Here is a 23,052-nt window from a genome sequence, read left to right on the forward strand (position 1 = left end):
TATATAGTGTAAACATATACAATATATATTTTATATATTATTATTTTTTTATATAATAACTTTAATGTTCTATTAATATATAATAAAAAATTATGAATAATGTAACAAATATTACAGATGATATACACCAAGACTTGCAAAATAAAGTTATATTATATATAACACAAAATATTAATCCTAAATTATTATATCATGGAGGATCTTTAAAATTAATAAAAATTACAAAAGAAAAAATAGCATTATTAAAATTTAATGGTGGATGTAAAGGATGCGCTATGAGTCAACAAACATTACATAATTGGATTGAAAAACAATTATTAAATGAATTTCCAATATTACAAGGAATACGTGATATTACTATACATAAAAAAAATAATTTATCATATTTTTAGTTAGTATAACAAAATTTTTATTAATATATTTTATATTATATAATTTCTATAAGGAATAATATTCTATGCCAGTAATAGTGCCGGATAAATTACCAGCAATTGATATTTTAAAACAAGAACATATTGTTGTATTATCTAATAAAAATATTCCTAAATATAATAATTCATATAAAATAATTAATATTTTATTATTAAATTTGATGTATAAAAAAATTGATACAGAAAATCAAATTATTCGGTTATTATCATATTCACCATTATATATTAAATTAACTTTATTATATATCCATGATATACAATCACATAATATAAATTCTTTAAAACATACTAAAAAATTTTATTATACTTTAGAACAAATTATGCATAAAAAATATGATGGGTTAATTATTACTGGTGCACCATTAGGGTTAATTCCATTTTCTAAAATCAGATATTGGAATGATTTTGTACGTATTATTTATTGGTCTAAAGAACATGTGCATTCTATATTATCATTTTGTTGGTCTGTACAAGCTATTTTATATATATTATATAATATACCTAAATGTATTAGAAATACTAAATTATTAGGTATTTTTAAACATAAAATTGTATTAAAAAATAATTTGTTGGTTCAAGGATTTGATGATTATTTTTTTGCACCACATTCACGATATGCAGATTTTTCTTTAGATATAATAAAAAATTATACAGATCTTAATATAATATCTTATTCTAAAGAGGCTGGAGTTTATTTATGTACAACATATAATAAAAAATATATTTTTATTACAGGACATCCTGAATATGATTTTAATACTATTGCAAAAGAATATTTTAATGATCTAAAAAAAAATAATAAAATACATATTCCATATAATTATTTTACTAAAAATAATATTTTTTCTAAACCAATTAATACATGGAAAAGTCACGGTTATTTGTTATTTTCAAATTGGATTCATAATTTTATTTATATAAATAAATAGTATATATTTAAAATATATATATTAATAAATAATTTATATATATTATTTTATTTTGTTTAAAGGAATGTTAAGTGTTAGCTACTAATTATGTATTTTTTACTTCTAAAATTAATAAAAAAAATATTAATAGTTATACCATAATGATTAATGCAGGTATGATTAAACAATTATCTTCTGGTATTTATTACTGGTTACCTACTGGCTTAAAAGTTCTTAAAAATATTGAAAACATAGTACGCAACACTATGAATAAAATTAATGCTATAGAAATTTTAATACCTATACTACAAAATGTTTGTATTTGGGAACAAAGTAATAGAATTAAAGATTATGGAGCTGAATTATTTAATATTACAGATCGCAAACAACATAATTTAGTTCTAAGTCCTACTAATGAAGAAGCTATAACGTATTGTTTGAAAAATGTGATTAAATCTTATAAAGAATTACCAATACATATTTATCAAATACAAACTAAATTTAGAGATGAAATAAGACCAAGATTAGGTATTATTCGTGCTAAAGAATTTATTATGAAAGATAGTTATTCTTTTCATATAAATAGAATTTCTTTGCAAGAAACATATAATATGATGTTAACTACATACAAAAAAATATTTGATATTTTAAAATTAGAATATATCATTATTCAAGCCGAAAACAGTATAATTGGTGGTAATATTTCACATGAATTTCATTTATTTGCAAATAATGGAGAAAATACTTTAGCATTAACTCAATGTCATAAATATATTTCTAATATAGAATTAGCTACATATTTCTTACCTAAGAAAAATAAAATTAATATAAAAAAATTTATTAAAAAAATAAATATTACTAGTACTAAAAGTTTATTAAATATATGTAGAAAATATAATATTGATCAAAATAATATTATCAAAATTATTATAATACAAATTATTAATGTAAAAAATAAATTTATTATTATTTTTATTAAACAAAATTATACATTTAATATATATAAATTTATTAAAATTAGTAAAGAAAAAATTGAAAATCTAAAAATTTTATCAGAACAAGAAACTAAACAATATAATTTATTTGATATGATTAAATTACAAAATAATGTATCAATAATAGCAGATTATTCTGTAATAAATATGTATAATTTTATTATTAATATTTATCAAAATCAATATATTATATATGCTAATTGGTATAGAGATATACCATATCCTACAAATATCCAAGATATTAGATATGTTACACAAAATGATTTAGCACCTAATGGTAAAGATTATTTAATTATAAAACGTAGTATTGAAATAGCTCATATTTTTCAACTAGATAAAAAATATTCACAATCTATGAATTTATATATTAATAATATTAATGGTATAAAAAAATATTTATATATGGGATGTTATGGTATTGGTATTTCTAGAATTATTGCTGCAATTATCGAACAACATCATGATGCTAAAGGTATAATTTGGCCTACTACATTAATAGCTCCTTTTAAAATTGCAATTATACCAATTAATATGCATGCTATCGATGCAGTAAAAGATATTGCTTATTTTTTATATAAAAAATTTACAAAATTAAACAAAGAAACTTTATTAGATAATAGAAAAGAAAATCCCGGCAAAATGTTAACAGATATAGATTTAATTGGTATACCACATATAATTATAATAAATATAAAAAATTTAAAAAACAATCATGTAGAATATAAATATCGTAATACAGAAGAAAAATTTTTAATTTCTTTAAATAATATTATATCATTTATTATGAATAAAAATAATTAATTATTTTTATTATCCCATTTAATAAATAATATTTTATTTGAATTAATATTCTTTAATTGATTAAATGTAGTACAAATATTATTTTCTAAATCTGCAATAAACTGATTATTATAAAATAATAATGGTATTTGTTTTCTTTTCCAAAATGGTATAGATAATTTTTCCCATATACTACAAATACTAACTTTATAAATAGTATTAAAATATATATAAAATTTTTTATTATTAAAAAATTTTATATATATATATTCATTATCTTCAGGATAACGAATTCTAATACTATTATTAGTATATTTTAAACTAATATTTAGTTTTCCTAATTTATAAGGCAATATTAAAGGTTTATGGATGTTGAACCATAATAAAGTTTTATCTGTAAAAATATCATTATTAATACAAAATAAATATGATTTATATTTACAAATAATTTTATTTTTTATTAAAATTTCTGATTTGGGGCTATTACAACAAATAATATCTTTCCAAATTAAAAATAATACTTTTCTAGAAGGCATAACACATTCATTATATTCTAACCATTTTCTTAAAATACTATTTCTTTTATAAATACTATAATATTTTAGTGGTATATAAAATAAACTTTTATCCTTTTGTATTAAATTAACTAATATAGGATTTAAGAATTCATTTAATAATTTTTCCTGTTCTTGACATAATTGTGCAGATCTTACAATATTTTTATTAAAATAAGACCAACGATCATTAATTTGTGGTAAAATAATATTTCTTAAAAAATTACGATCATAATTAATATTTGAATTGCTCGGATCATCGATCCATTGTAATTTATTTTGTATAGCATATTCCAAAATTTTATGTTTAGAGATATTTAATAAAGGACGAAAAACTTTAATATTATTAATAATATTTTGATATGGAATACCTGATAATCCTTTTGGACCACTACCTCTTTTTAAAGCTAATAAAATAGTTTCACATTGATCATTCAAATGATGTGCTGTTACAAGAAACTCATGATTTTTAATAACTTGTTGAAAAACAATATATCTTTTTATACGTGCTATTTCTTCTATATTACTTATATTATTACAAAAAATACTTTTGTGTAAAAAAATTACATTTAATTTTTGACATTCTAAAAAACATATATTAACCCATTTTTTTGATTGATGTGTTAAGTTATGATTAACATGAATAGCACGTAATGAAATATTAGGATATTTATTACGTAATTTTACTAAATTATATAATAATACTGAAGAATCTAATCCACCACTATATGCTACTAATATATTTTGTAGTTTATATAATATTGACTGTATGTTTTTGGTAATTAACATATATATATTATAATTAATAAATAATTTTTAGTTTAAAATAACTTAATATAACATTAATAGTATATTAATAATATTTGTTTATAAAATATTTTTTTTATAAAAATTATTTTAAACATAATTTATAAGACAAATTGTTTAATTTTATTAAAAACTTAATTTGTGAAAATTGTAATTCATTATTTTTTAAATAAAATTTTTGATTATGATATAACATATCTTTTTTATTATTATTCATATAAAAATATATGGGAATATTGTTTTCAAAATTATTTTTAGATAAAAAATTAATCATATATATAAAATTTTTAGTTATTAATATATTTTTATTATTAATAAAAATATTAATATGTTTTAAATATTTTTTTCTTATATTTAACAAACTATTAATTTTATATGCATAAATTTTATATATATGATGAAAATAATCTTTTTTTATTACACCATCTAAAATAACCAAATTATTAATTTTAATACAATTATGATATTTATTAAAAATATGTAATGTTAAATAAACATCAATATTTTGTGTATTATCTTCAAAATTTAAAATAATAAATCTTTGTTTTTTGTAATTTACAATATTATTTATATTATTAATAATACCACCTAATTGTATTATATTATTAGCATAATTATTATATTCTTTACAAATTTTTTGTATATTTATTTCTTTAGTATATAAAGATAATTCTGATACATATTCATTTACTGGATGATTAGTTAAGTAAAAGCCTAAAATATTTTTTTCTTTTAATAATATTTCTTTTTGAGAATATTTAATAATGATATCATTTAGAATTTTATCTTTATGAATAATATCATATTCAGATTGCATGAAATGCATTTGACCTGTGTTTTTTTGATGTAAATAGTAATGAGTCATTTGCATTATTTTATTCAAATTTTTTAACATAATATTTCTACTTAGCTGAAACACATCTAATGCACCAGAAATAATTAATTTTTCTAAAATATGTTTATTATTTTTTTCAAAAGCCATTCGAATACATAAATCAATAATTGATAAAAAATTACCATATTTTTTTCTATTATTAATAATTTGTTTAGATTGATTTATACCTATGCCTTTAATAGCTCCTAAACCATAAATAATATTTTTATGTTTAACATGAAATTTATACAAACTTTGATTAATATTAGGAGATAAAATTTTAATATTCATGTTTTTACATTCATTTATTAGAATAATTATTCTTGTAGTATTATCCATTTCTGATGTTAATACAGCAGCCATAAATTCTTCAGGATAATAAACTTTTAACCAAAGTGTTTGATATGATATTAATGCATAACTAACAGAATGAGATTTATTAAATCCATATGCAGCAAATTTTTCAAGAAAATCAAAAATTTTCATAGATAATATTTTATCAATATTTAATTTTTGCGACCCTTGTAAAAATAATGATCTTTGTTTAAACATTTCTTCATGTTGTTTTTTACCAATAACACGTCGTAAAACATCAGCTTGTCCTAAACTATAACCAGATAATACTTGTGCTATTTGCATTACTTGTTCTTGATATAAAATAATACCATATGTAGATTGTAATATTGGCTTTAAAGAATTATGTTGCCATACAATATCCGGATAATAAATTTTTTCTTTACCATTTTTACGATTAATAAAATTATCTACCATGCCTGATTGTAATGGACCTGGACGAAATAAAGCTAATAAAGATACTATATCCTCAAAATTATTTGGTTTAAGACGTTTAATTAATTCTTTTATACCTTTAGACTCTAACTGAAAAATTCCTGTAGTATGAGCTGTTTTTAAAAAATGAAAAATATTTTTATCTTCTAATGAAATAGAATTAATATCTAATATATGATTGTTCGATTTATTAATCATATTTAATGTATAATCAATAATAGTTAATGTTTTTAAACCTAAAAAATCAAATTTTACTAAACCTATTTCTTCTATATCATTTTTATCAAATTGAGTTAGGATATTAGATCCTAAATTATCACAATATATAGGTGTAAATTCTGTAATTTTCCCAGGTGAAATAACTACACCACCAGCATGTTTTCCAATGCCTCTTATTGTGCCTTCTAATTTTAGAGCAAAATTTATTAAATTTTTTATATTATTATCAGATTTATATAAAATTTCTAATTTTTTATTTTTTATCAAAGCTTTTTTTAATGTTATACCAACATCTAGAGGTACTAATTTAGAAATACGATTAATAAAATCATAAGGATAACCTAAAACTCTTCCAACATCTCTAATTACTGCTTTTGCAGTCATAGTACTAAAAGTAATAATTTGTGCAACTGAATTAGTACCATACATTTTTTTTACATGATCAATAACTAAATCACGTTTTTCCATACAAAAATCAATATCAAAATCTGGTAAAGAAATTCGTTCTGGATTTAAAAATCTTTCAAAAATTAAATTAAATTTTATTGGGTCAATATTAGTAATATCAAGGGCATATGCTACTAATGATCCAGCACCAGAACCTCGAGCAGGACCAACAGGAATATTATTATGTTTGGCCCATTGTACAAATTCCATCACTATCAAAAAATAACTAGTAAAACCCATATTATTAATAACTTGCAATTCTTTTAATAATCTTGACTGATATTTAATAATATTATTATTTATATTATATATACCTAATTTTATTAATTTTTTTTTTAATCCATTTGTTGCTTGTTGTGTTAAATATGTTTGTATAGGAATATTAATAGTAGTAAAATTAGGTAGAAAATATTTGCCTAATGTTAAAAATACATTACATCTCTGAGCTATTAGCATACTATTATGTATAGCTTCAGGTATATCTTGAAACAATAATGACATTTCTACTGGAGATTTAAAAAATTGTTCATCACTATAATTATTTATTTTCATATATTCATTTAAGGTTTTACCTAAATAAATAGCTACACGTATATTATGTACATGAAAATCTGTTTTTTTTAAAAAACATACTTCATTAGTTGCTATAACAGGTAAATTAAAATCATAAGCCAAATTTAATGCAATATCTATATATTTTGTTTCATCAATACGATTGGTACGTGTTAATTCTAAATAAAAACAATTAGGAAAATATTTTTTATAAAAAGCAATTATTTTTTTTATTCTAATAAAATTATTTGTAATAATATTAATACCTATATCGCCATTTATACTGCCAGATAAAATAATTAATCCCTTATTATATTTTTTAAGTAAATGATAACTTATAGTAGGTCCAATATTGTTACAATAACCTTGTTGATAAGCAATAGATAGTAAATATTTCAGATTTTGATAACCAATATTATTCATAGCTAATATAGTTATTTTACTATATTGATAAGAAGATATTATATTATTATTTAATATAATTTTAAATTCAGATCCTATAATTGCTTTAATGCCAAAATTATGTGCTAATTTATAAAATTTTATTAATCCAAAAATATTTGTAATATCAGTAATAGCAACAGCAGGCATTTTAAATATTGATGTTTGTTTAATAATATGTTCAATTTTAGCTAATCCGTTTTGTATAGAATAATCACTATGAACATTTAAATGTATAAAATTATTTATATTCATTAAGTTTATATAATGAAATGTTTTATTATATTATTATTGAATAATTTGAGCACATATAATTTTAGCCTTACACACTACTTGATTATTTACCTTAGCTAAAATATTACAAAATATTAAATGTTTCTTTGTTTTGTATATATAACTTTCTAAAAACATTTGATCTCCTGGTAAAACTATTTTTTTAAAACGTGCATGATCAATGCCAGCTATATAATATATTACTGTTTTTTTTAAAATTTGTGAATTTTTATATAGTAAAAAACTTGTATTTTGTATCATAGATTCTAATATTAGTACACCGGGATAAATGGGTTGATTAGGAAAATGACCTTGAAAACAAGGTTCATTAAAAGATATATTTTTTAATGAATAAATAAAGTTTGATTCACATATAATAATACGATCTATTAAAATAAATGGATACTTATGTGGTAAAATTTTTTGAATTTCCATTATATTGTTCAATATATATACCCTACATAAAATATTTTTACTATATAATATATTATATTACTAATATTTATAAAATTAAATAACATAATATATTATTTTTGTTTTGCTTGTAATATCACTTCATCTGTAATATCTATTACATTTTTATTTATATAAGACATTAAAGAAATATCTAATACCATATTATAATTATTTTTTTTTGCTATTTGATTAATAATTTGTTGTATAAAATGAAAAATTTCTTTTTTAGCTTTATTATTTTTATTTTGAATATCTATTTTTAATAATTTTTCATATTGTAAAAGAACATTTTTTAATTTTAAAATTTCTTGTTCTATTTTAGTTTTTTCAGCTAATGGTATAAAATTGTTCTGTTTTTTTAAATTTTGTTTTTTTAAAATGAAATTTTCTTTCATTTTTTTTAATTTTAAAAGTTTTGGTTTTAATTCATATTCTAATGTTTCTGATATTATTTTATTTTGTGGTATTTCCTGAAAAATTTTTTTAATATTAACAACTACTATTGTATGACAACAAAAAGTTTTACTATTTGATATTATTAAAAATAAAATCAATAATGTTTTCAAAAATGATTTCATATAATTTCTCTTTTATATTTTTATATTACCAATTATTTCCTATATTAAATTGTATTGGTTCAAATGCATCATGAATCGATTTATTGAATGGATGTGCATATGAAAGAATTATAATACCTAATGGAGTTTTCCATTTTAAAGATAATCCTATTGAGGCCTTTAACTTTGTTAAAATATTAGAATTAGATAAAGAATATAATTTAGATAAATAATTATTAGTATTAATAATATTCCATATATTACCTATATCTAAAAAAATAGAAGGTTTAACTTTTTGTATATAATTACCTATTTTAATATTATATATAGGTAGTATTAATTCTGTTGTTAATTTAATTATTAAATTACCACCAATAGTATGTTGTTGATTAAAACATATAATTTGATGTTTATTACATGGTTGTTTTATAGAATTTATATATATTCCATTAGGTTCGAATGTATTAGGGTTAAATCCTCTAACTATATTAGACTGATTTTTAAAATTTTTATAAAAAGGATATATATTATTATGTATACTATTACTATAACCAATAGTACTATTAATAACTAAATTTAATAAAGAAGAATATATATTATGATGATGATGAGATATTTTAATATAAATAGGAATATAATGATTATAATCTAATATAATTTGATAATTACTATTATAATAATTTTTTAATGGTATACCTATATTTATATTTAGAATACTTAAAATACCTTTTTTAATACTTACATAATTACTCACTGTATTAAAAGTTAGTATATGTTGTATATTAAATTCATTTAAATAATAATTATTATGTTTTAAAGGTAATTTATACCCTTTTACATGAGTAAAATAATCAAATACAGAAAATTGTGAACTAAAATTATATATTTTATGTTGTATAAAACCTAATTTATTTTTTATAATAATACTATCTTTAATAGGTATGATTATATAAGTAAATATTCCTTTTATCTGATCTATATAATCTATATTTTTTAAATAAATTTTATTAATTATAGGATTATTAAAAAATAAATTAATACCTGTACTAATACGAGTATTAAAAATATAAGGTCTATGTAAATTAAATTCTAAATATGAATGTGTAGAATCTTTAATAATATTCGTAATAATATGATTATATGTTTTTAAAAAATTATCTTGTTCAAGATATGTATTTAATACTAATTTATAATTATTTATACCAAAATTAATATTAAACAATCCTTTATTCTTATAATTAATATTATAAATAATATTTACTGTATGTAATGAATCATGATTGTCATGTATAAATAATGATACATTATCAATATATTCTAATTTCTTAAGTTTATCTATTGTTTTATTAATACATGTTAAATTTAAAATTTGTCCTTCTTTTTGTGATATTAATTTCTTTAAAACTTTAAATGGAATAGAATGATTTCCAGTAAATATAATATGTTTTATATGATATTGTATCCCAGTTTTTATATATACATATAATTTGATATTATTATTAATATAATTATTTTGTTTATATATTTTGATTATAGGATGAATAAAACCATGACTTTGTAAAAAAATTAATATATTTTTTTTTAACAACATATCTTGTTTATATTGATATATATTATTTATATAACTATTAAATATTTGTTTTATATTTATAAGATATTTTTTATTATTTATATAAATATCAATATTTTTAATTAAGAATTGTTGATTTTCATTTATATTTATTGTAATACATATTTGATTTTTATCATACAATATAGATTGTGAAATATTTTGTATATTAAATTGTAAAAAACCAGCATCTAGATACATTTTTTTTATATTATTTAATACATACATAAGAAATGGTGTACTATAATTTTTTTTAATAAAAAAATTATTTATCCAGTTTTTAGATAAACCAGTATTACTTAATATTATTTTTTTAGAAAAATAATGGTTACCTATAATATCAACATTCTTAATTTTGAAAATATTACCTTCATTAATATATATAAAAAGAGATACTTCATTATTATGAATAATAGTTTTAATTTTAACAATACAATTTAGTAAACCATTAATATGATATATTTGTTCAATAATATTTTTAATAATATATAATTTAGATCTATCTAATATATTTCCTTTTTGTATATTAATATTATTAATTAATTGTAATAATAATTGTGTTTTAATTAATTTATTGCCTATAAATTTAATATTCATAAGTTTGTTTTTTTGTAAAACTTTAATAAATATTAAATTATGATGTTGTATAATACTAATTTGATCAAACAAATTATTTTTAAATACAATATTATTGATGTTATTTGGTAATAATCGTTTTTCTACAACACATATTTCTTGTTTTATATGATGTAATAATTTTGGTTGTTTTATACTAAAAAATATAACTTTTTTAAAATTAATATTATGATTTGTATCATATATACATGCATCAATATTATTGATAAAAAATAAATAAAATAACAATATAAATATATACTTATATAATATATATAAAAACTTTTTATAATTTTGCATAATCATTTACAAATGACAAACCCATTATTAAAATTAATAACAACATACTCAAATTATATATAATCATTTTTATATATGTTGGTATTTTTCTTCTTATAATTTTTTCTATAACTATAATACATAATTGGCCACCATCTAAAATAGGCAAAGGTAATAAATTAATTATAGCTAAATTAATACTAATTAAAGCTAAAAAATATAAATAAAATTTAAAATTTTCTTTAAATAAAGAACTAACAACATTTGCTATATATATAGGTCCTCTAAAATTATTAATATTAATATTATGATGTGTAAATAAATTTAATAATGAATGTAATATAATTTTTATTGTTAAATAACTTGTATTTAATGCATACCATAAAGATTGTAGTAAATTACATTTATATATTATTTTATTTGTATTAATATTTTGTGTATCTATAATTTTAGGTTTAATGCCAATATAATTATTTTGTAATAATGCTGTTTTTTTATTAGGTATAGAAATATTTATTGCAATTATTTTATTATTTCTTTTAATAAAAAATATTACTTTACGATTAAAATAATATGAAATAATTTTTTTAAAATTATACCAATTATTAATTTTATATTTTTGTATTTGTAAAATTTGATCTCCTACATGCAAATTTGCTTGTGATGCAGCAGATTTTTTTTGTATTTTAATAATAATTGGAATAATATCTATCCCTTCTGGTATGATACCTAATTTATATATTAAATTATTATGTTGATTATTAGATAATATCTTATTATCTATTTTTAATGTCTTATGAAATATTTTTTTAGAATTAATATATTGCATATCCAATTCAACATTCTTTTTATTAATAATATTATTATTTAATTCTAAATTAATAGAATTCCAATCTACAATATCTTTATTATTAATTTTCTTAATTTCTGTATTAGGAAGTATCCCTGCTGTATCAGCAATAGATGCATACTCTATATCATGAATAATTGGCTTGTTTGTAGAATATCCTATAAAAAATATAAACCAATAAATAATAAAAGCTAGTAAAATATTTGCTATAGGACCACCTAAGATAATTAACATTCTTTTAAATAAAGATAAATTATCATAAAATAATAATTTATATTTATATATATTTTTTTTATTATAATCATCATTATTTTCAGGGATTTTAACATACCCACCTAATAAGAATAATCTCATTATGTACTTAGTACCATATTTATCATTAAATTCTAATATTTTAGGTCCAAAACCTAATGAAAAACAAGCAATACATAAATTAAAACATCTGGCTATATAAAAATGTCCATATTCATGTACTATAATAAGAACACATAAAGTAATAATAAATATTATGGTATTATAAATAATATTAAACAAAGTAATTAACTCCCTATATAATAAAAATTATTAACATCTATAGTATTAATAGATTATATATTATAATATTAATATTTAATTTAATTTAATTTAAATGTTAACATGATTATATTTAATATAATAATTTATTTAATTATTATTTTCCAAAACGACGCTGTCTTTTAAAAAAATTTTGTATTGCATATAAAAAATGTTGTTCATTAAAATCAGGCCATAAAATATTAGTAAAGTATAATTCTGCATATGCAATTTGCCAAAGTAAAAAATTACTAATACGCATTTCACCACCTGTACGAATAACTAAATCTATAGGAATAGAATTATGTAATTCTAAATATTTTGTAAAGGTTTTTTCATTAATATCTTTTAAAGATATCTGTTGTTTATTTATTTTTTTTATAATATTTTTTATACCACATATAATATCTTGTCTACCACCATAATTAATAGCAATATTTAATTGTAATGCAGTATTTTTTTTTGTTAAATATTCAATTTGCATAATTAATTTTTGTAAATTTATATTTAATTTATTTTTATTGCCAATAAAGTTAATATTAATATTATGTTTTTTAAAATTTTTTATTTCATTTATTAAAATATTTTGAAATAAATTCATTAAAAAATCTATTTCTTCTTTTGTACGTTTCCAATTTTCACTGCTAAAAGCATATAGTGTTAATACTTTTAATTTAAATTGTAAAGATAAATCAATAATTTTTTTTACAGTATATACTCCAGCCTTATGACCATACAAACTGTTTTTTCCTTGTTTTTTTGCCCATCTTCTATTACCATCCATTATTATTGCTATATGTTGTAAGGATGGTTTATTATATAATAAGTTTATTATGTTTTTCATTAATATGTTTTAATATATATTTTAATGTATGTAAATATGTAATTTTTACATTATATACCATGAAATTTTTTCTTAACAAAATAATGAGTATATTTGCGAACATAATTATCAATCCATAATACTTCTTGTATACAATTAGGATTATTAAAAGATAATTTATTTAAAATAGTAGTATTTAAAATTGCAATATCTGTAAAAGATATTTTATTTTTTAAACATAATTCTACTGCTATATCATTGGCAGCATTTAATACTAAAAATGTAGAAAATTCTGTGTGACAAGTTTCTATAGCTAATTTTAAACATGGATATTTTATAAAATCAGGTTTTAAAAATGTTAAAGATTGTATATCATAAAAATTAATATGTTTAATATTAGTACTAATTTTATATGGCCACATTATCATATTAGTAATAATAGTTTGTATATCTGGATAATTTATTTTTATATTAATACTACTATCTTTAAAACGTACCATAGCAGCAATTACAGATTCAGGATTAATGATAATTTCTATTTGTTTATGTTGTGCATTTAATAGATATTTAGTTGCAATATATTCTAATCCTTGTAGCATCATTGTTGCTGTATTAATAATATTTTTTTTATCTATAACATTAGAGGAAATACAAGATTTAATATTAATATATTTAAATTTTTCTATTGGTAAATACAAGAAAGGCCCCCCAGAACCAGTTAAAATAACACTATAAACATCACTTTTATATAAATCACATAATCCTAATCTATTCTGTATATAATTAGGCATCATTTCAAAAATTGCACTATGATTTTTATTAATCGGTAAAATTTTTGATTTAAATTTATATATTTGTTTTATTAAGATAACATAAGTAATAACTAATAATTCTATGCTTGTTAAAAATATAATTTTTCCTGATTGAATAGCTTTTAATATATATAATAAACTTATAAAATTTTTAAAAGTAATAATAACTTGATCAACATCATCTAAAGCAACAATTTCTTCAATTTTACGTTTACCGAATAAGACCTTTGTTTTAACACCTGTATTATATAAATTATGCTGTAACAACATTGCATTATTTTTTTTATACATAACAGCATAATCAGGATTAAATAAAATGCATTGTTTAGTCATTAATTCAACATTATGCATTGCAACTAATGCTTTAATTTTAAAAAAATTTGGATTAGTTAACATTACAGATAAAATGTGACGTCCAATATATCCAGTAGAGCCTAAAATAGTTATATATTTCATATTATTATTTATCCTATTTAGTATATAAATAATTAAAATAGATAAATAACATTTAATGTTGTAATATATTTTGTTCTTTTAATTTTAGAAAATCTGATATACATTTTATATAAAATATTGTTTGTTTTTGAATAATATTTTGTAATTTTATTTCTTCATTTTCACTAATTTGTTTATTTTTTACAAGTATTTTAATATGATTATTTGTTTTTCTTCTTATATTACGTATATTAATACGATTGAATTCTGATTCTTTTTTTATCATTTGTAAAATTTTAATTCTACGAGATTCTGTCATTATGGGAATAATAACTAATATACTATTATTTATAATTTTTGTATTTATATCTAAATTAGCAAGTATAATAGCTTTTTCAATATTTTTTATTATATTTGTATCAAATGGTGTTACTTTTAATGTATTAGCATTTTCAACAGTAATGCTAGATAAATAACGTATTGGGGTAATTTTATTAAATAAATTAATTTTAATATTATGTAAAAAACAAGGCGTAATTCTATTTATATATATTATATTAATTTTTTTCTTAAATAATTCTAAACATTTTTTCATATTTGCTTCATTATTATTAATAATATTATTGTACATATTAAAATTTCCAAATATTATATTTCAATGTTATTACTATAATTTATAATAGTATACTAATTTGTTATAATTGTTCCAATAATATTGCCTGTTAGAATTTTATATAAAGAACCAGATTGATTAATATTTAAAATATGTATAGGCATAGAAACATTACGAGCTAAAATTATAGCTGTTTGATCCATAACATCTAATTTTTTATGTAAAACATCATTATAGGTTAATTTTTTATATAAAACAGCATTACTATATTTTATAGGATCTTTTGAATATACTCCATTTACTTTTGTAATTTTTAAAACAGCTTGTGCTTCTAATTCTATGCCTCTCAAACATGCAGCAGTATCTGTAGTAAATACAGAACAACCTGTACCTCCAACAAATATAATTATTTTATTACTCTGTATAATATTTAAAGCTTTATTAATATTATATTCATTACAAATACCTGGGATAGGCAAAGATGACATAATAATAGCATTAATTCCCTTACTATTTATATTATCATTCAAGATTAATCCATTAATTATTGTAAATAACATTCCTATATGATCACCTAGTACAGGTTTTATATTATTATTTAATGTAATATTTCTACCTTTAAAATAATTACCAGCTCCTATAACGATAGCAATTTGTACTCCTAAAGAAATAATATATTTTATTTCATTTATTAAATTCTTAATTAAATCATTATTTACATTCAAATAATAATTCTTTTGTAAAAAATCGCCACTAATTTTTAGTATTATACGTTTATACACTATCTTATTATTTATTATATTCATAATATTATATATTTATCTTTTTATTTAATTAAATTATTTTTCACCAATTTCAAAACGTATAAATTTTTTAATAATCATATTATTTGATTTTAAATAATCTATTACTAATTTATTTGTATCTAATAAAAACGGTTGATTATATAAAGTAATATTATTAATAAATTTTTGTATGCGCCCTTCAACTATTTTTTTTATAATATTATCTGATTTATTAATTTGTTCTGCAATATTTTTTTGTATATTATATTCATGTTTTAATAGTTTTTGAGGAATATTATTTTCTGATATATATTCTGGTTTTTGCATAGCTATATGCATAGCAATATTTTTCATTAATAATATATTATCTATGTTAGATTGTAATATTACTCCAATGCGTTTATTATGATGTATATATTGTCCAATAAAATTACCATCTATTTTTTGTAATTTATTAATTATAATATTTTCTTTTAAAATATTTATTAATTCTAATAATTTTTCATTAAAAATATAACGTATATCATATATATTAATATTTTTATGATCATGAATATATTTTAAAATTGCACAAGCAAATTTTACTAAATTTCTATCTTTTGCTACAAAATCAGTTTGACAATTAATTTCTAATAGAACACCAAAATTTTGAGTAGTTAATCCTGTAATAAAACCTTCCTTAGTAATATTTTTATGTTTTTTTATAGCTTGTAATTTAAAATTTTTTCTTATATAATCAATAGCTTGTGAAATATTACCTTTAGTATAAATTAAAGCATTTTTACATTCCATAATCCCAATACCTGTAAGATTACGTAATTCTTTTATTAACTTAGATGAAATTTTCATACATTAACCTTTTATATAATTAAATTATATTTTTTGTTCAATAAAATCTGTATTTTGTTTTTGTAATTCTAATGATGGTTTATCTAATAATGCTTTAGATATATAATATAAATATAATTTAATTGCTCTTATAGCATCATCATTACCTGGAATAACATAATTGATACCATCAGGATTAGAATTAGTATCTACAATAGCAAATATAGGAATATTTAATTTTTTTGCTTCTTGTATAGCAATTTTTTCATGATAAGCATCAACTACAAAGATTGCATCAGGCAATCCAACCATATTTTTTATACCGTCTAAATTTTTTTGTAATTTTAATAATATTTTATTACGTGTTAATGATTCTTTTTTAGTTAATTGTTTAAATGTACCATCTTTACTTTGTATTTCTAATTCTTTTAATTTTTTTATAGATTTTTTTACTGTTTTCCAATTAGTTAACATTCCACCTAACCAACGATAATTAATAAAAAACTGATTACAATCTTGTGCTGTTTTTTTTATTAATTTTGATGCTGATTTTTTTGTACCAACAAATAAAATTTTACCTTTGCGACGACTAATTTTTTTTAATTCTAATATAGCTTTATTAAAATGTATTAATGTTTTATCTAAATTAATAATATGTATTTTATTTTTACTATTAAAAATATATTTTTTCATTTTTGGATTCCAAAACCTAGTTTGATGTCCAAAATGTACACCCATATTAAACATTTTTTGTATAGAAATAGACATAATTTTACAATTCCTTATATTTTTATTTAAACTATTATATAGTTAGTTTAATATATGTTAAATATATAAATTTATATTTTAAAATAATTAATTTATAAATATTATATATAATGTAATATGAGATATTATACAATTAATAATTATACAATAAGTATTATGAATATATTAATTAAAAATTCTAAAGAAATAAAAAAAATCCGTAAGTCGTGTCAATTAGCTGCTGAAGTGTTAGAAATGATAGATTTATATATAGTACCGGGTATAAGTACAGAAGAAATTAATAATATATGTCATAATTATATAGTTTATGTACAAAAAGCTAAACCAGCTACATTAGGATATAAAGGTTTCCCAAAATCTATATGTATATCTAAAAATGATATTGTTTGTCATGGTATACCTAATAAAAATGAAATATTATATGATGGTGATATTGTTAATATTGATGTAACTGTTTTATATGATGGTTATTATGGTGATACTTCTAAAATGTTTTTTGTAGGTGAAAATATTAAAGATAATTTAAAAAAATTATGTAAAATTACACAATATAGTTTATATAAAGCTATAAACATTTTAAAACCTGGTATTAGATTATATTTAATAGGACAAACTATTCAAAAATATGTAGAAAATAAAAAATTTTCTGTAGTTAGAAACTATTGTGGACATGGTATTGGAAAAAATTTTCATGAAGATCCACATATATTACATTATTATGATTATGATAATGGTATTGTTTTACAAAATGGTATGATTTTTACTATTGAGCCTATGATTAATATAGGTAATAAAGATGTATACGTTATGGATGATGGTTGGACAGTACGTACTATAGATAAAACTTACTCTGCTCAATATGAGCATACTATATTAATAAATAATGATGGATGTGAAGTCTTAACTATAAGACAAGAAGAACAAAATAATATTTTTAAATAAATTTGATATAATCAAGTAGCAAATATAATAACATTATGCTACTTGATTATATCAAATTTTAATCATCTAAAAAACTTTTTAAAATTTCAGAACGACTTGGATGTCTTAATTTACGTAACGCTTTAGCTTCTATTTGTCTAATTCTTTCTCTAGTAACATCAAACTGTTTGCCTACTTCTTCTAAAGTATGATCTGTATGCATATCAATTCCAAAACGCATTCTTAGTACTTTTGCTTCTCTAGGTGTTAAACTGGATAAAATATTATGTGTAGCCATACGTAAGCTTTCTGATGTTGCTGATTCTAATGGTAATTCGGATATATTATCTTCAATAAAATCTCCTAAATGAGAATCTTCATCATCCCCAATAGGGGTTTCCATAGAAATTGGTTCTTTAGCTATTTTTAAAACTTTTCTAATTTTATCTTCAGAAATCATTAAATATTCTGATAATTCTTCTGGAGTAGGTTCTCTCCCCATTTCTTGTAAAATTTTTCTTGATATTCTATTTAATTTATTAATAGTTTCAATCATATGTACAGGAATACGTATAGTTCGTGCTTGATCTGCAATAGAACGTGTTATTGCTTGTCTAATCCACCAAGTGGCGTATGTTGAAAACTTATATCCTCTTCTATATTCAAATTTATCAACTGCTTTCATTAAACCAATATTACCTTCTTGTATTAAATCTAAAAATTGTAATCCTCGGTTTGTATATTTTTTGGCAATAGATATAACTAATCTTAAATTAGCTTCTACCATTTCTTTTTTAGCTCTTTTTGCTTTAATTTCACCTATAGAAATTTTTTTATATATATTTTTTATTTGTTTTATAGATAAATGTGTTTCTTTTTCAATATTAATTAATTCATTAAAAAATTTATCTAATTTATTATTAAAAAAATCTATTGATATTTTATCATAATTAATAATTTGTTTATAATATTGTAATTTATGAAAAATATGTTTTTTATTATATTGACAATTTTTTAATAAAAGTAAACATTTTTTCTTAGATATTTTATAATATTTAATACAAAATTTTACAATATATTTATCTTGTATACGTATACGTAAAATAAATTGTTTTATTTGATTTATTAAAAAATCAAATTCTTTAGTTACTAAACGAAATTGTTGAAAAATATTTGCAAGATTATGAATTTCTTGAATAGACTGTTTATTTGTACGACCTTTTTTATTAATAATTTTAGATGTTATATCATATTGTGTATTCAGTTCCTGAAATTTTATATTAGCTATAGTAGGATCAACAAGATTATTATCTGTTTGTTCATTAGTTATAAGAGTACTAATATTATTAATATTTATTACATCTTCTAATTTATTTAAATTAATAAATCCATAAATAATATCAGAAAATTTAATTTGACCATGTTGTACTTGTTTGTATTTTTTTAAAAAATATTCAATAGCATTAGGATATTCAGCAATAGAATATTGTACTTGATTTATACCTTCTTCAATTCTCTTAGCAATGTTAATTTCTCCTTCTCTAGTTAATAATTCTACTGTACCCATTTCACGCATATATATACGAACAGGATCAGTTGTTTTCCCTATATCTGTCTCAACATTAGATAAAATTTGTATTGTATCATCATTATTTTGATTATGATGAAGTATTAAATCATCTCCATCTAAAGCTTCTTCCATTATTTGAATACCCATATCATTTATAACATGTATAATATCTTCAAATTTATTTGAATTAATAATGTTCTCTGGTAAAAAATCATTTACTTCTGCATATGTTAAATAACCTTTTTCTTTACCACGAGATAGAAGAGTTTTTAATTTTAATTTTGAGTTATGATCCATAAAAATTATTCCATACTATACTATGTATATGATTAACAATGCATTAATTAAATAATAATATTAATTATTTTATATAAATTAAGTAATAAATATCCTTTTGTAAAATAAAAATTTTAATTTGATTTTATTTATAAAAAAAATTATATATTTTTTATCATGATTTTTTTGTTTAAAGACCATAATTCGTTCTTTTGTTTAATACTTAATCCTTGTTGTCGTTCTAAAGATATTAAATAATTTTGTCTATCTTCTAAAATATTAATTTTTAATTTATTAATTAATTGTATAAATAATTCTTCTATTTGATTATTAGGAATCATATGGTTCCATTTTGCTAAAATTTCAAGAGATTGTTTAAATTTTGTATTTTTATAATATTCAATAATATTTTGTGTAGTAATATTTTCATTACTGCATACCTTAATTAATTTTATAAAAAAAGATAAGCCATGTATATTAGATGTTTTAAATAATTGTATTGGTGGTACAATATTAGATAAGTATGGATATTGTATCAAAATACTAATAAGTAAACGTACAGTAGTTTTTTTTAAAATATTTTTTTCTTTTTTTATATAATTATTTATATTACTATATAATGATTTATGATAGTAAATATCTATTAAGTTCATAATACCTATTTTTTCACCTAATTGTTTAATTAAATAAACTTGAAATAAGTAATCAGGAATAATCTTAATTAAAGATAATGCTGTGTAAGTTAATTTAGTTTTTCCTTCACAAGAACTCGTATTAATAGTAGATAATAAAAATTTAAAAAAAAAATCTGAAAATAATAAAACATTTTTTATTCTTTCTTCAAATAATTTTTTACCTTCTTTTCTTATTAAACTATCTGGATCTTCATTATTAGGTAAAATCATAAAACCTATTTTTTTACCATAAACCATATGTGATAAACTAATTTTTAGTGCGTGCCAATGTGCTTGTATTCCAGCATGGTCACCATCATAACAATAAATAATCATATTAGTTAAACAAAATAATTTTTTAATATGGACATTACTAATATTAGTGCCTAATACTGCTACAACATAAGTAATATTATACTGAAATAAACTAATAACATCAGTATATCCTTCAACTACTAATATATATTTAAAACTATTATTTTTTTTTTTTATTTCATATAAACCATATAATTCGTTACTTTTATGAAAAATTAAATTTTCTGATGAATTTAAATATTTAGGATGTTTATTATCTATAGCACGAGCACCAAAACCAATAATATACCCTTGTATATTTTTGATAGGAAATATTATACGATGATTAAATATATCATAATACAATTTTTTAAATTTATTTATTTTTAAAATACCTAATTTTTGACTTAAAATATTTAAATATTTACTATTATTTTTTATATTATATTCTGATTGTATAGGAGAATATCCAATAGAAAAAAATTTAATAATATCTAATGTATAACCTCTATTTAATAAATAATTATAAGCATTTTTACCTGCTGATGTATATAAAGAATTTTCATAAAAATTACTAATATTTTGCATACATCTATATAATTTATCATGTTTTATTAAATATTTATAAACAGATACATTATTATTATAATTATCAATAGGAATATTAAAAAAATCAGTAATTTGTTTAATACTATCTAAAAAAGAAACATTATTATAATTTATAATAAAATCTATAATATTACCATGTACACCACAACCAAAACAATGATATATTTGTTTATCAGCATTAACAGCAAATGATGGAGTTTTTTCTATATGAAAAGGACATAAACCAAAGAAATTATTACCTTTTTTATTTAATTTGATTTTACTTTTTATAAAAATAATAATATCAGATTTTTCTAAAATATTATTTATAAAATCACGAGAAACATATTTCATAATATATTATTTTACTAATTATTTTATCATATAAAAATATTATTTTAAAATATAAATTATGTTCTAATATAAACGTATTTTTTTTGATTTGTCTCTAGAAATTTTTTTCATATGTCTTTTAATAGCAGATGCTTTAGATCTTTTTCTTGCTGTAGTTGGTTTTTCATAAAATTCTCTACGTCTTACTTCTGCTAAAATTCCAGCTTTTTCACAAGAACGTTTAAAACGTCTTAAAGCTAAATCAAATGGTTCATTTTCACGTACTTTAATAATTGGCATATTAATATAACCTTTATAAATATATGAATTTATTATTATAGTAT

Annotated in this window: 19 protein-coding genes; 4 read left to right on the plus strand and 15 right to left on the minus strand. The window is 18.9% G+C overall.

What is annotated here, in order from left to right:
• Nucleotides 1–92: 92 nt before the first annotated feature.
• The 3 genes from GJT85_RS01110 (at nucleotide 93) to GJT85_RS01120 (ending at nucleotide 3,135) form a co-directional block, all read left to right on the plus strand.
• Nucleotides 93–392, plus strand: a complete 300-nt coding sequence (locus GJT85_RS01110; protein WP_208754389.1) for a NifU family protein — start codon at nucleotides 93–95, stop codon at nucleotides 390–392.
• Between the two features lie 65 nt (nucleotides 393–457).
• Nucleotides 458–1,360 carry a homoserine O-succinyltransferase gene (locus tag GJT85_RS01115; protein WP_208754390.1) on the plus strand — a complete coding sequence of 301 codons (903 nt, stop codon included), beginning with the start codon at nucleotides 458–460 and terminating at the stop codon, nucleotides 1,358–1,360.
• Between the two features lie 71 nt (nucleotides 1,361–1,431).
• Entirely contained in the window at nucleotides 1,432–3,135 is a 1,704-nt protein-coding gene (locus tag GJT85_RS01120; protein WP_208754391.1) for a proline--tRNA ligase, read from the plus strand.
• Here the strand turns inward: GJT85_RS01120 and tilS are convergent.
• From tilS to rpsB, 12 genes are all read right to left on the minus strand, one after another.
• Nucleotides 3,132–4,457: a tRNA lysidine(34) synthetase TilS gene (tilS, locus tag GJT85_RS01125; protein ID WP_208754392.1), complete on the minus strand. Its 1,326-nt coding sequence runs from the start codon at nucleotides 4,455–4,457 to the stop codon at nucleotides 3,132–3,134. The two genes, GJT85_RS01120 and tilS, sit on opposite strands and share 4 nt — an antisense overlap.
• 103 nt (nucleotides 4,458–4,560) lie before the next feature.
• Entirely contained in the window at nucleotides 4,561–8,052 is a 3,492-nt protein-coding gene (gene dnaE / locus GJT85_RS01130) for a DNA polymerase III subunit alpha (protein WP_208754393.1), read from the minus strand.
• Nucleotides 8,053–8,085: 33 nt separating this feature from the next.
• Complete coding sequence (gene fabZ, locus GJT85_RS01135; RefSeq protein WP_208754394.1) at nucleotides 8,086–8,505, minus strand: 3-hydroxyacyl-ACP dehydratase FabZ; 420 nt, start codon at nucleotides 8,503–8,505, stop codon at nucleotides 8,086–8,088.
• A gap of 92 nt (nucleotides 8,506–8,597) precedes the next feature.
• Nucleotides 8,598–9,104 carry an OmpH/Skp family outer membrane protein gene (locus GJT85_RS01140; RefSeq protein WP_208754395.1) on the minus strand — a complete coding sequence of 169 codons (507 nt, stop codon included), beginning with the start codon at nucleotides 9,102–9,104 and terminating at the stop codon, nucleotides 8,598–8,600.
• 25 nt (nucleotides 9,105–9,129) lie between these two features.
• Complete coding sequence (gene bamA / locus GJT85_RS01145) at nucleotides 9,130–11,556, minus strand: outer membrane protein assembly factor BamA (protein ID WP_208754396.1); 2,427 nt, start codon at nucleotides 11,554–11,556, stop codon at nucleotides 9,130–9,132.
• 37 nt (nucleotides 11,557–11,593) lie between these two features.
• Nucleotides 11,594–12,970, minus strand: a complete 1,377-nt coding sequence (rseP, locus tag GJT85_RS01150) for an RIP metalloprotease RseP (RefSeq protein WP_208754397.1) — start codon at nucleotides 12,968–12,970, stop codon at nucleotides 11,594–11,596.
• A gap of 136 nt (nucleotides 12,971–13,106) precedes the next feature.
• Nucleotides 13,107–13,832, minus strand: a complete 726-nt coding sequence (gene uppS, locus GJT85_RS01155) for a polyprenyl diphosphate synthase (protein ID WP_208754398.1) — start codon at nucleotides 13,830–13,832, stop codon at nucleotides 13,107–13,109.
• Between the two features lie 50 nt (nucleotides 13,833–13,882).
• Nucleotides 13,883–15,079, minus strand: a complete 1,197-nt coding sequence (locus GJT85_RS01160) for a 1-deoxy-D-xylulose-5-phosphate reductoisomerase (RefSeq protein WP_208754399.1) — start codon at nucleotides 15,077–15,079, stop codon at nucleotides 13,883–13,885.
• Nucleotides 15,080–15,131: 52 nt separating this feature from the next.
• Entirely contained in the window at nucleotides 15,132–15,689 is a 558-nt protein-coding gene (locus GJT85_RS01165; protein ID WP_208754400.1) for a ribosome recycling factor, read from the minus strand.
• Nucleotides 15,690–15,745: 56 nt separating this feature from the next.
• Nucleotides 15,746–16,477 (minus strand): UMP kinase, encoded by a 732-nt coding sequence (gene pyrH, locus GJT85_RS01170; RefSeq protein ID WP_208754401.1) that lies wholly within the window; start codon nucleotides 16,475–16,477, stop codon nucleotides 15,746–15,748.
• A gap of 33 nt (nucleotides 16,478–16,510) precedes the next feature.
• On the minus strand, nucleotides 16,511–17,305 hold the full coding sequence (gene tsf / locus GJT85_RS01175) for a translation elongation factor Ts (protein WP_208754402.1): 795 nt from the start codon (nucleotides 17,303–17,305) through the stop codon (nucleotides 16,511–16,513).
• 24 nt (nucleotides 17,306–17,329) lie between these two features.
• Nucleotides 17,330–18,055, minus strand: a complete 726-nt coding sequence (gene rpsB / locus GJT85_RS01180; protein WP_211080556.1) for a 30S ribosomal protein S2 — start codon at nucleotides 18,053–18,055, stop codon at nucleotides 17,330–17,332.
• 153 nt (nucleotides 18,056–18,208) lie between these two features.
• Here rpsB and map point away from each other — a divergent pair, with 153 nt between their 5' ends.
• Nucleotides 18,209–18,994, plus strand: a complete 786-nt coding sequence (gene map, locus GJT85_RS01185) for a type I methionyl aminopeptidase (protein WP_208754605.1) — start codon at nucleotides 18,209–18,211, stop codon at nucleotides 18,992–18,994.
• A 58-nt stretch (nucleotides 18,995–19,052) separates the two neighbouring features.
• On the opposite strand, the gene rpoD is transcribed toward map, so the two are convergent.
• The 3 genes from rpoD to rpsU form a co-directional block, all read right to left on the minus strand.
• A complete protein-coding gene (gene rpoD, locus GJT85_RS01190; RefSeq protein ID WP_208754404.1) occupies nucleotides 19,053–20,840 on the minus strand; it encodes an RNA polymerase sigma factor RpoD in 1,788 nt (595 codons plus the stop codon).
• Between the two features lie 140 nt (nucleotides 20,841–20,980).
• A complete protein-coding gene (gene dnaG, locus GJT85_RS01195; RefSeq protein WP_208754405.1) occupies nucleotides 20,981–22,729 on the minus strand; it encodes a DNA primase in 1,749 nt (582 codons plus the stop codon).
• Between the two features lie 63 nt (nucleotides 22,730–22,792).
• Nucleotides 22,793–23,008, minus strand: a complete 216-nt coding sequence (rpsU, locus tag GJT85_RS01200; protein ID WP_208754406.1) for a 30S ribosomal protein S21 — start codon at nucleotides 23,006–23,008, stop codon at nucleotides 22,793–22,795.
• Between the last annotated feature and the right edge of the window lie 44 nt (nucleotides 23,009–23,052).

The sequence above is a fragment of the Enterobacteriaceae endosymbiont of Neohaemonia nigricornis genome (assembly GCF_012571795.1).
In the GTDB taxonomy this organism is placed as follows: Bacteria; Pseudomonadota; Gammaproteobacteria; order Enterobacterales; family Enterobacteriaceae.

Excerpts from the sequence above, each read along its gene's own strand:
- GJT85_RS01110 (WP_208754389.1), top strand. The coding sequence starts at position 93 with ATGAATAATGTAACAAATATTACAGATGATATACACCAAGACTTGCAA.
- GJT85_RS01115 (WP_208754390.1), top strand. The coding sequence starts at position 458 with ATGCCAGTAATAGTGCCGGATAAATTACCAGCAATTGATATTTTAAAA.
- tilS (WP_208754392.1), bottom strand. The coding sequence starts at position 4,457 with ATGTTAATTACCAAAAACATACAGTCAATATTATATAAACTACAAAAT.
- dnaE (WP_208754393.1), bottom strand. The coding sequence starts at position 8,052 with ATGAATATAAATAATTTTATACATTTAAATGTTCATAGTGATTATTCT.
- fabZ (WP_208754394.1), bottom strand. The coding sequence starts at position 8,505 with ATGGAAATTCAAAAAATTTTACCACATAAGTATCCATTTATTTTAATA.
- GJT85_RS01140 (WP_208754395.1), bottom strand. The coding sequence starts at position 9,104 with ATGAAATCATTTTTGAAAACATTATTGATTTTATTTTTAATAATATCA.
- uppS (WP_208754398.1), bottom strand. The coding sequence starts at position 13,832 with ATGAAAAACATAATAAACTTATTATATAATAAACCATCCTTACAACAT.
- GJT85_RS01160 (WP_208754399.1), bottom strand. The coding sequence starts at position 15,079 with ATGAAATATATAACTATTTTAGGCTCTACTGGATATATTGGACGTCAC.
- GJT85_RS01165 (WP_208754400.1), bottom strand. The coding sequence starts at position 15,689 with ATGTACAATAATATTATTAATAATAATGAAGCAAATATGAAAAAATGT.
- pyrH (WP_208754401.1), bottom strand. The coding sequence starts at position 16,477 with ATGAATATAATAAATAATAAGATAGTGTATAAACGTATAATACTAAAA.
- tsf (WP_208754402.1), bottom strand. The coding sequence starts at position 17,305 with ATGAAAATTTCATCTAAGTTAATAAAAGAATTACGTAATCTTACAGGT.
- map (WP_208754605.1), top strand. The coding sequence starts at position 18,209 with ATGAATATATTAATTAAAAATTCTAAAGAAATAAAAAAAATCCGTAAG.
- rpoD (WP_208754404.1), bottom strand. The coding sequence starts at position 20,840 with ATGGATCATAACTCAAAATTAAAATTAAAAACTCTTCTATCTCGTGGT.
- dnaG (WP_208754405.1), bottom strand. The coding sequence starts at position 22,729 with ATGAAATATGTTTCTCGTGATTTTATAAATAATATTTTAGAAAAATCT.
- rpsU (WP_208754406.1), bottom strand. The coding sequence starts at position 23,008 with ATGCCAATTATTAAAGTACGTGAAAATGAACCATTTGATTTAGCTTTA.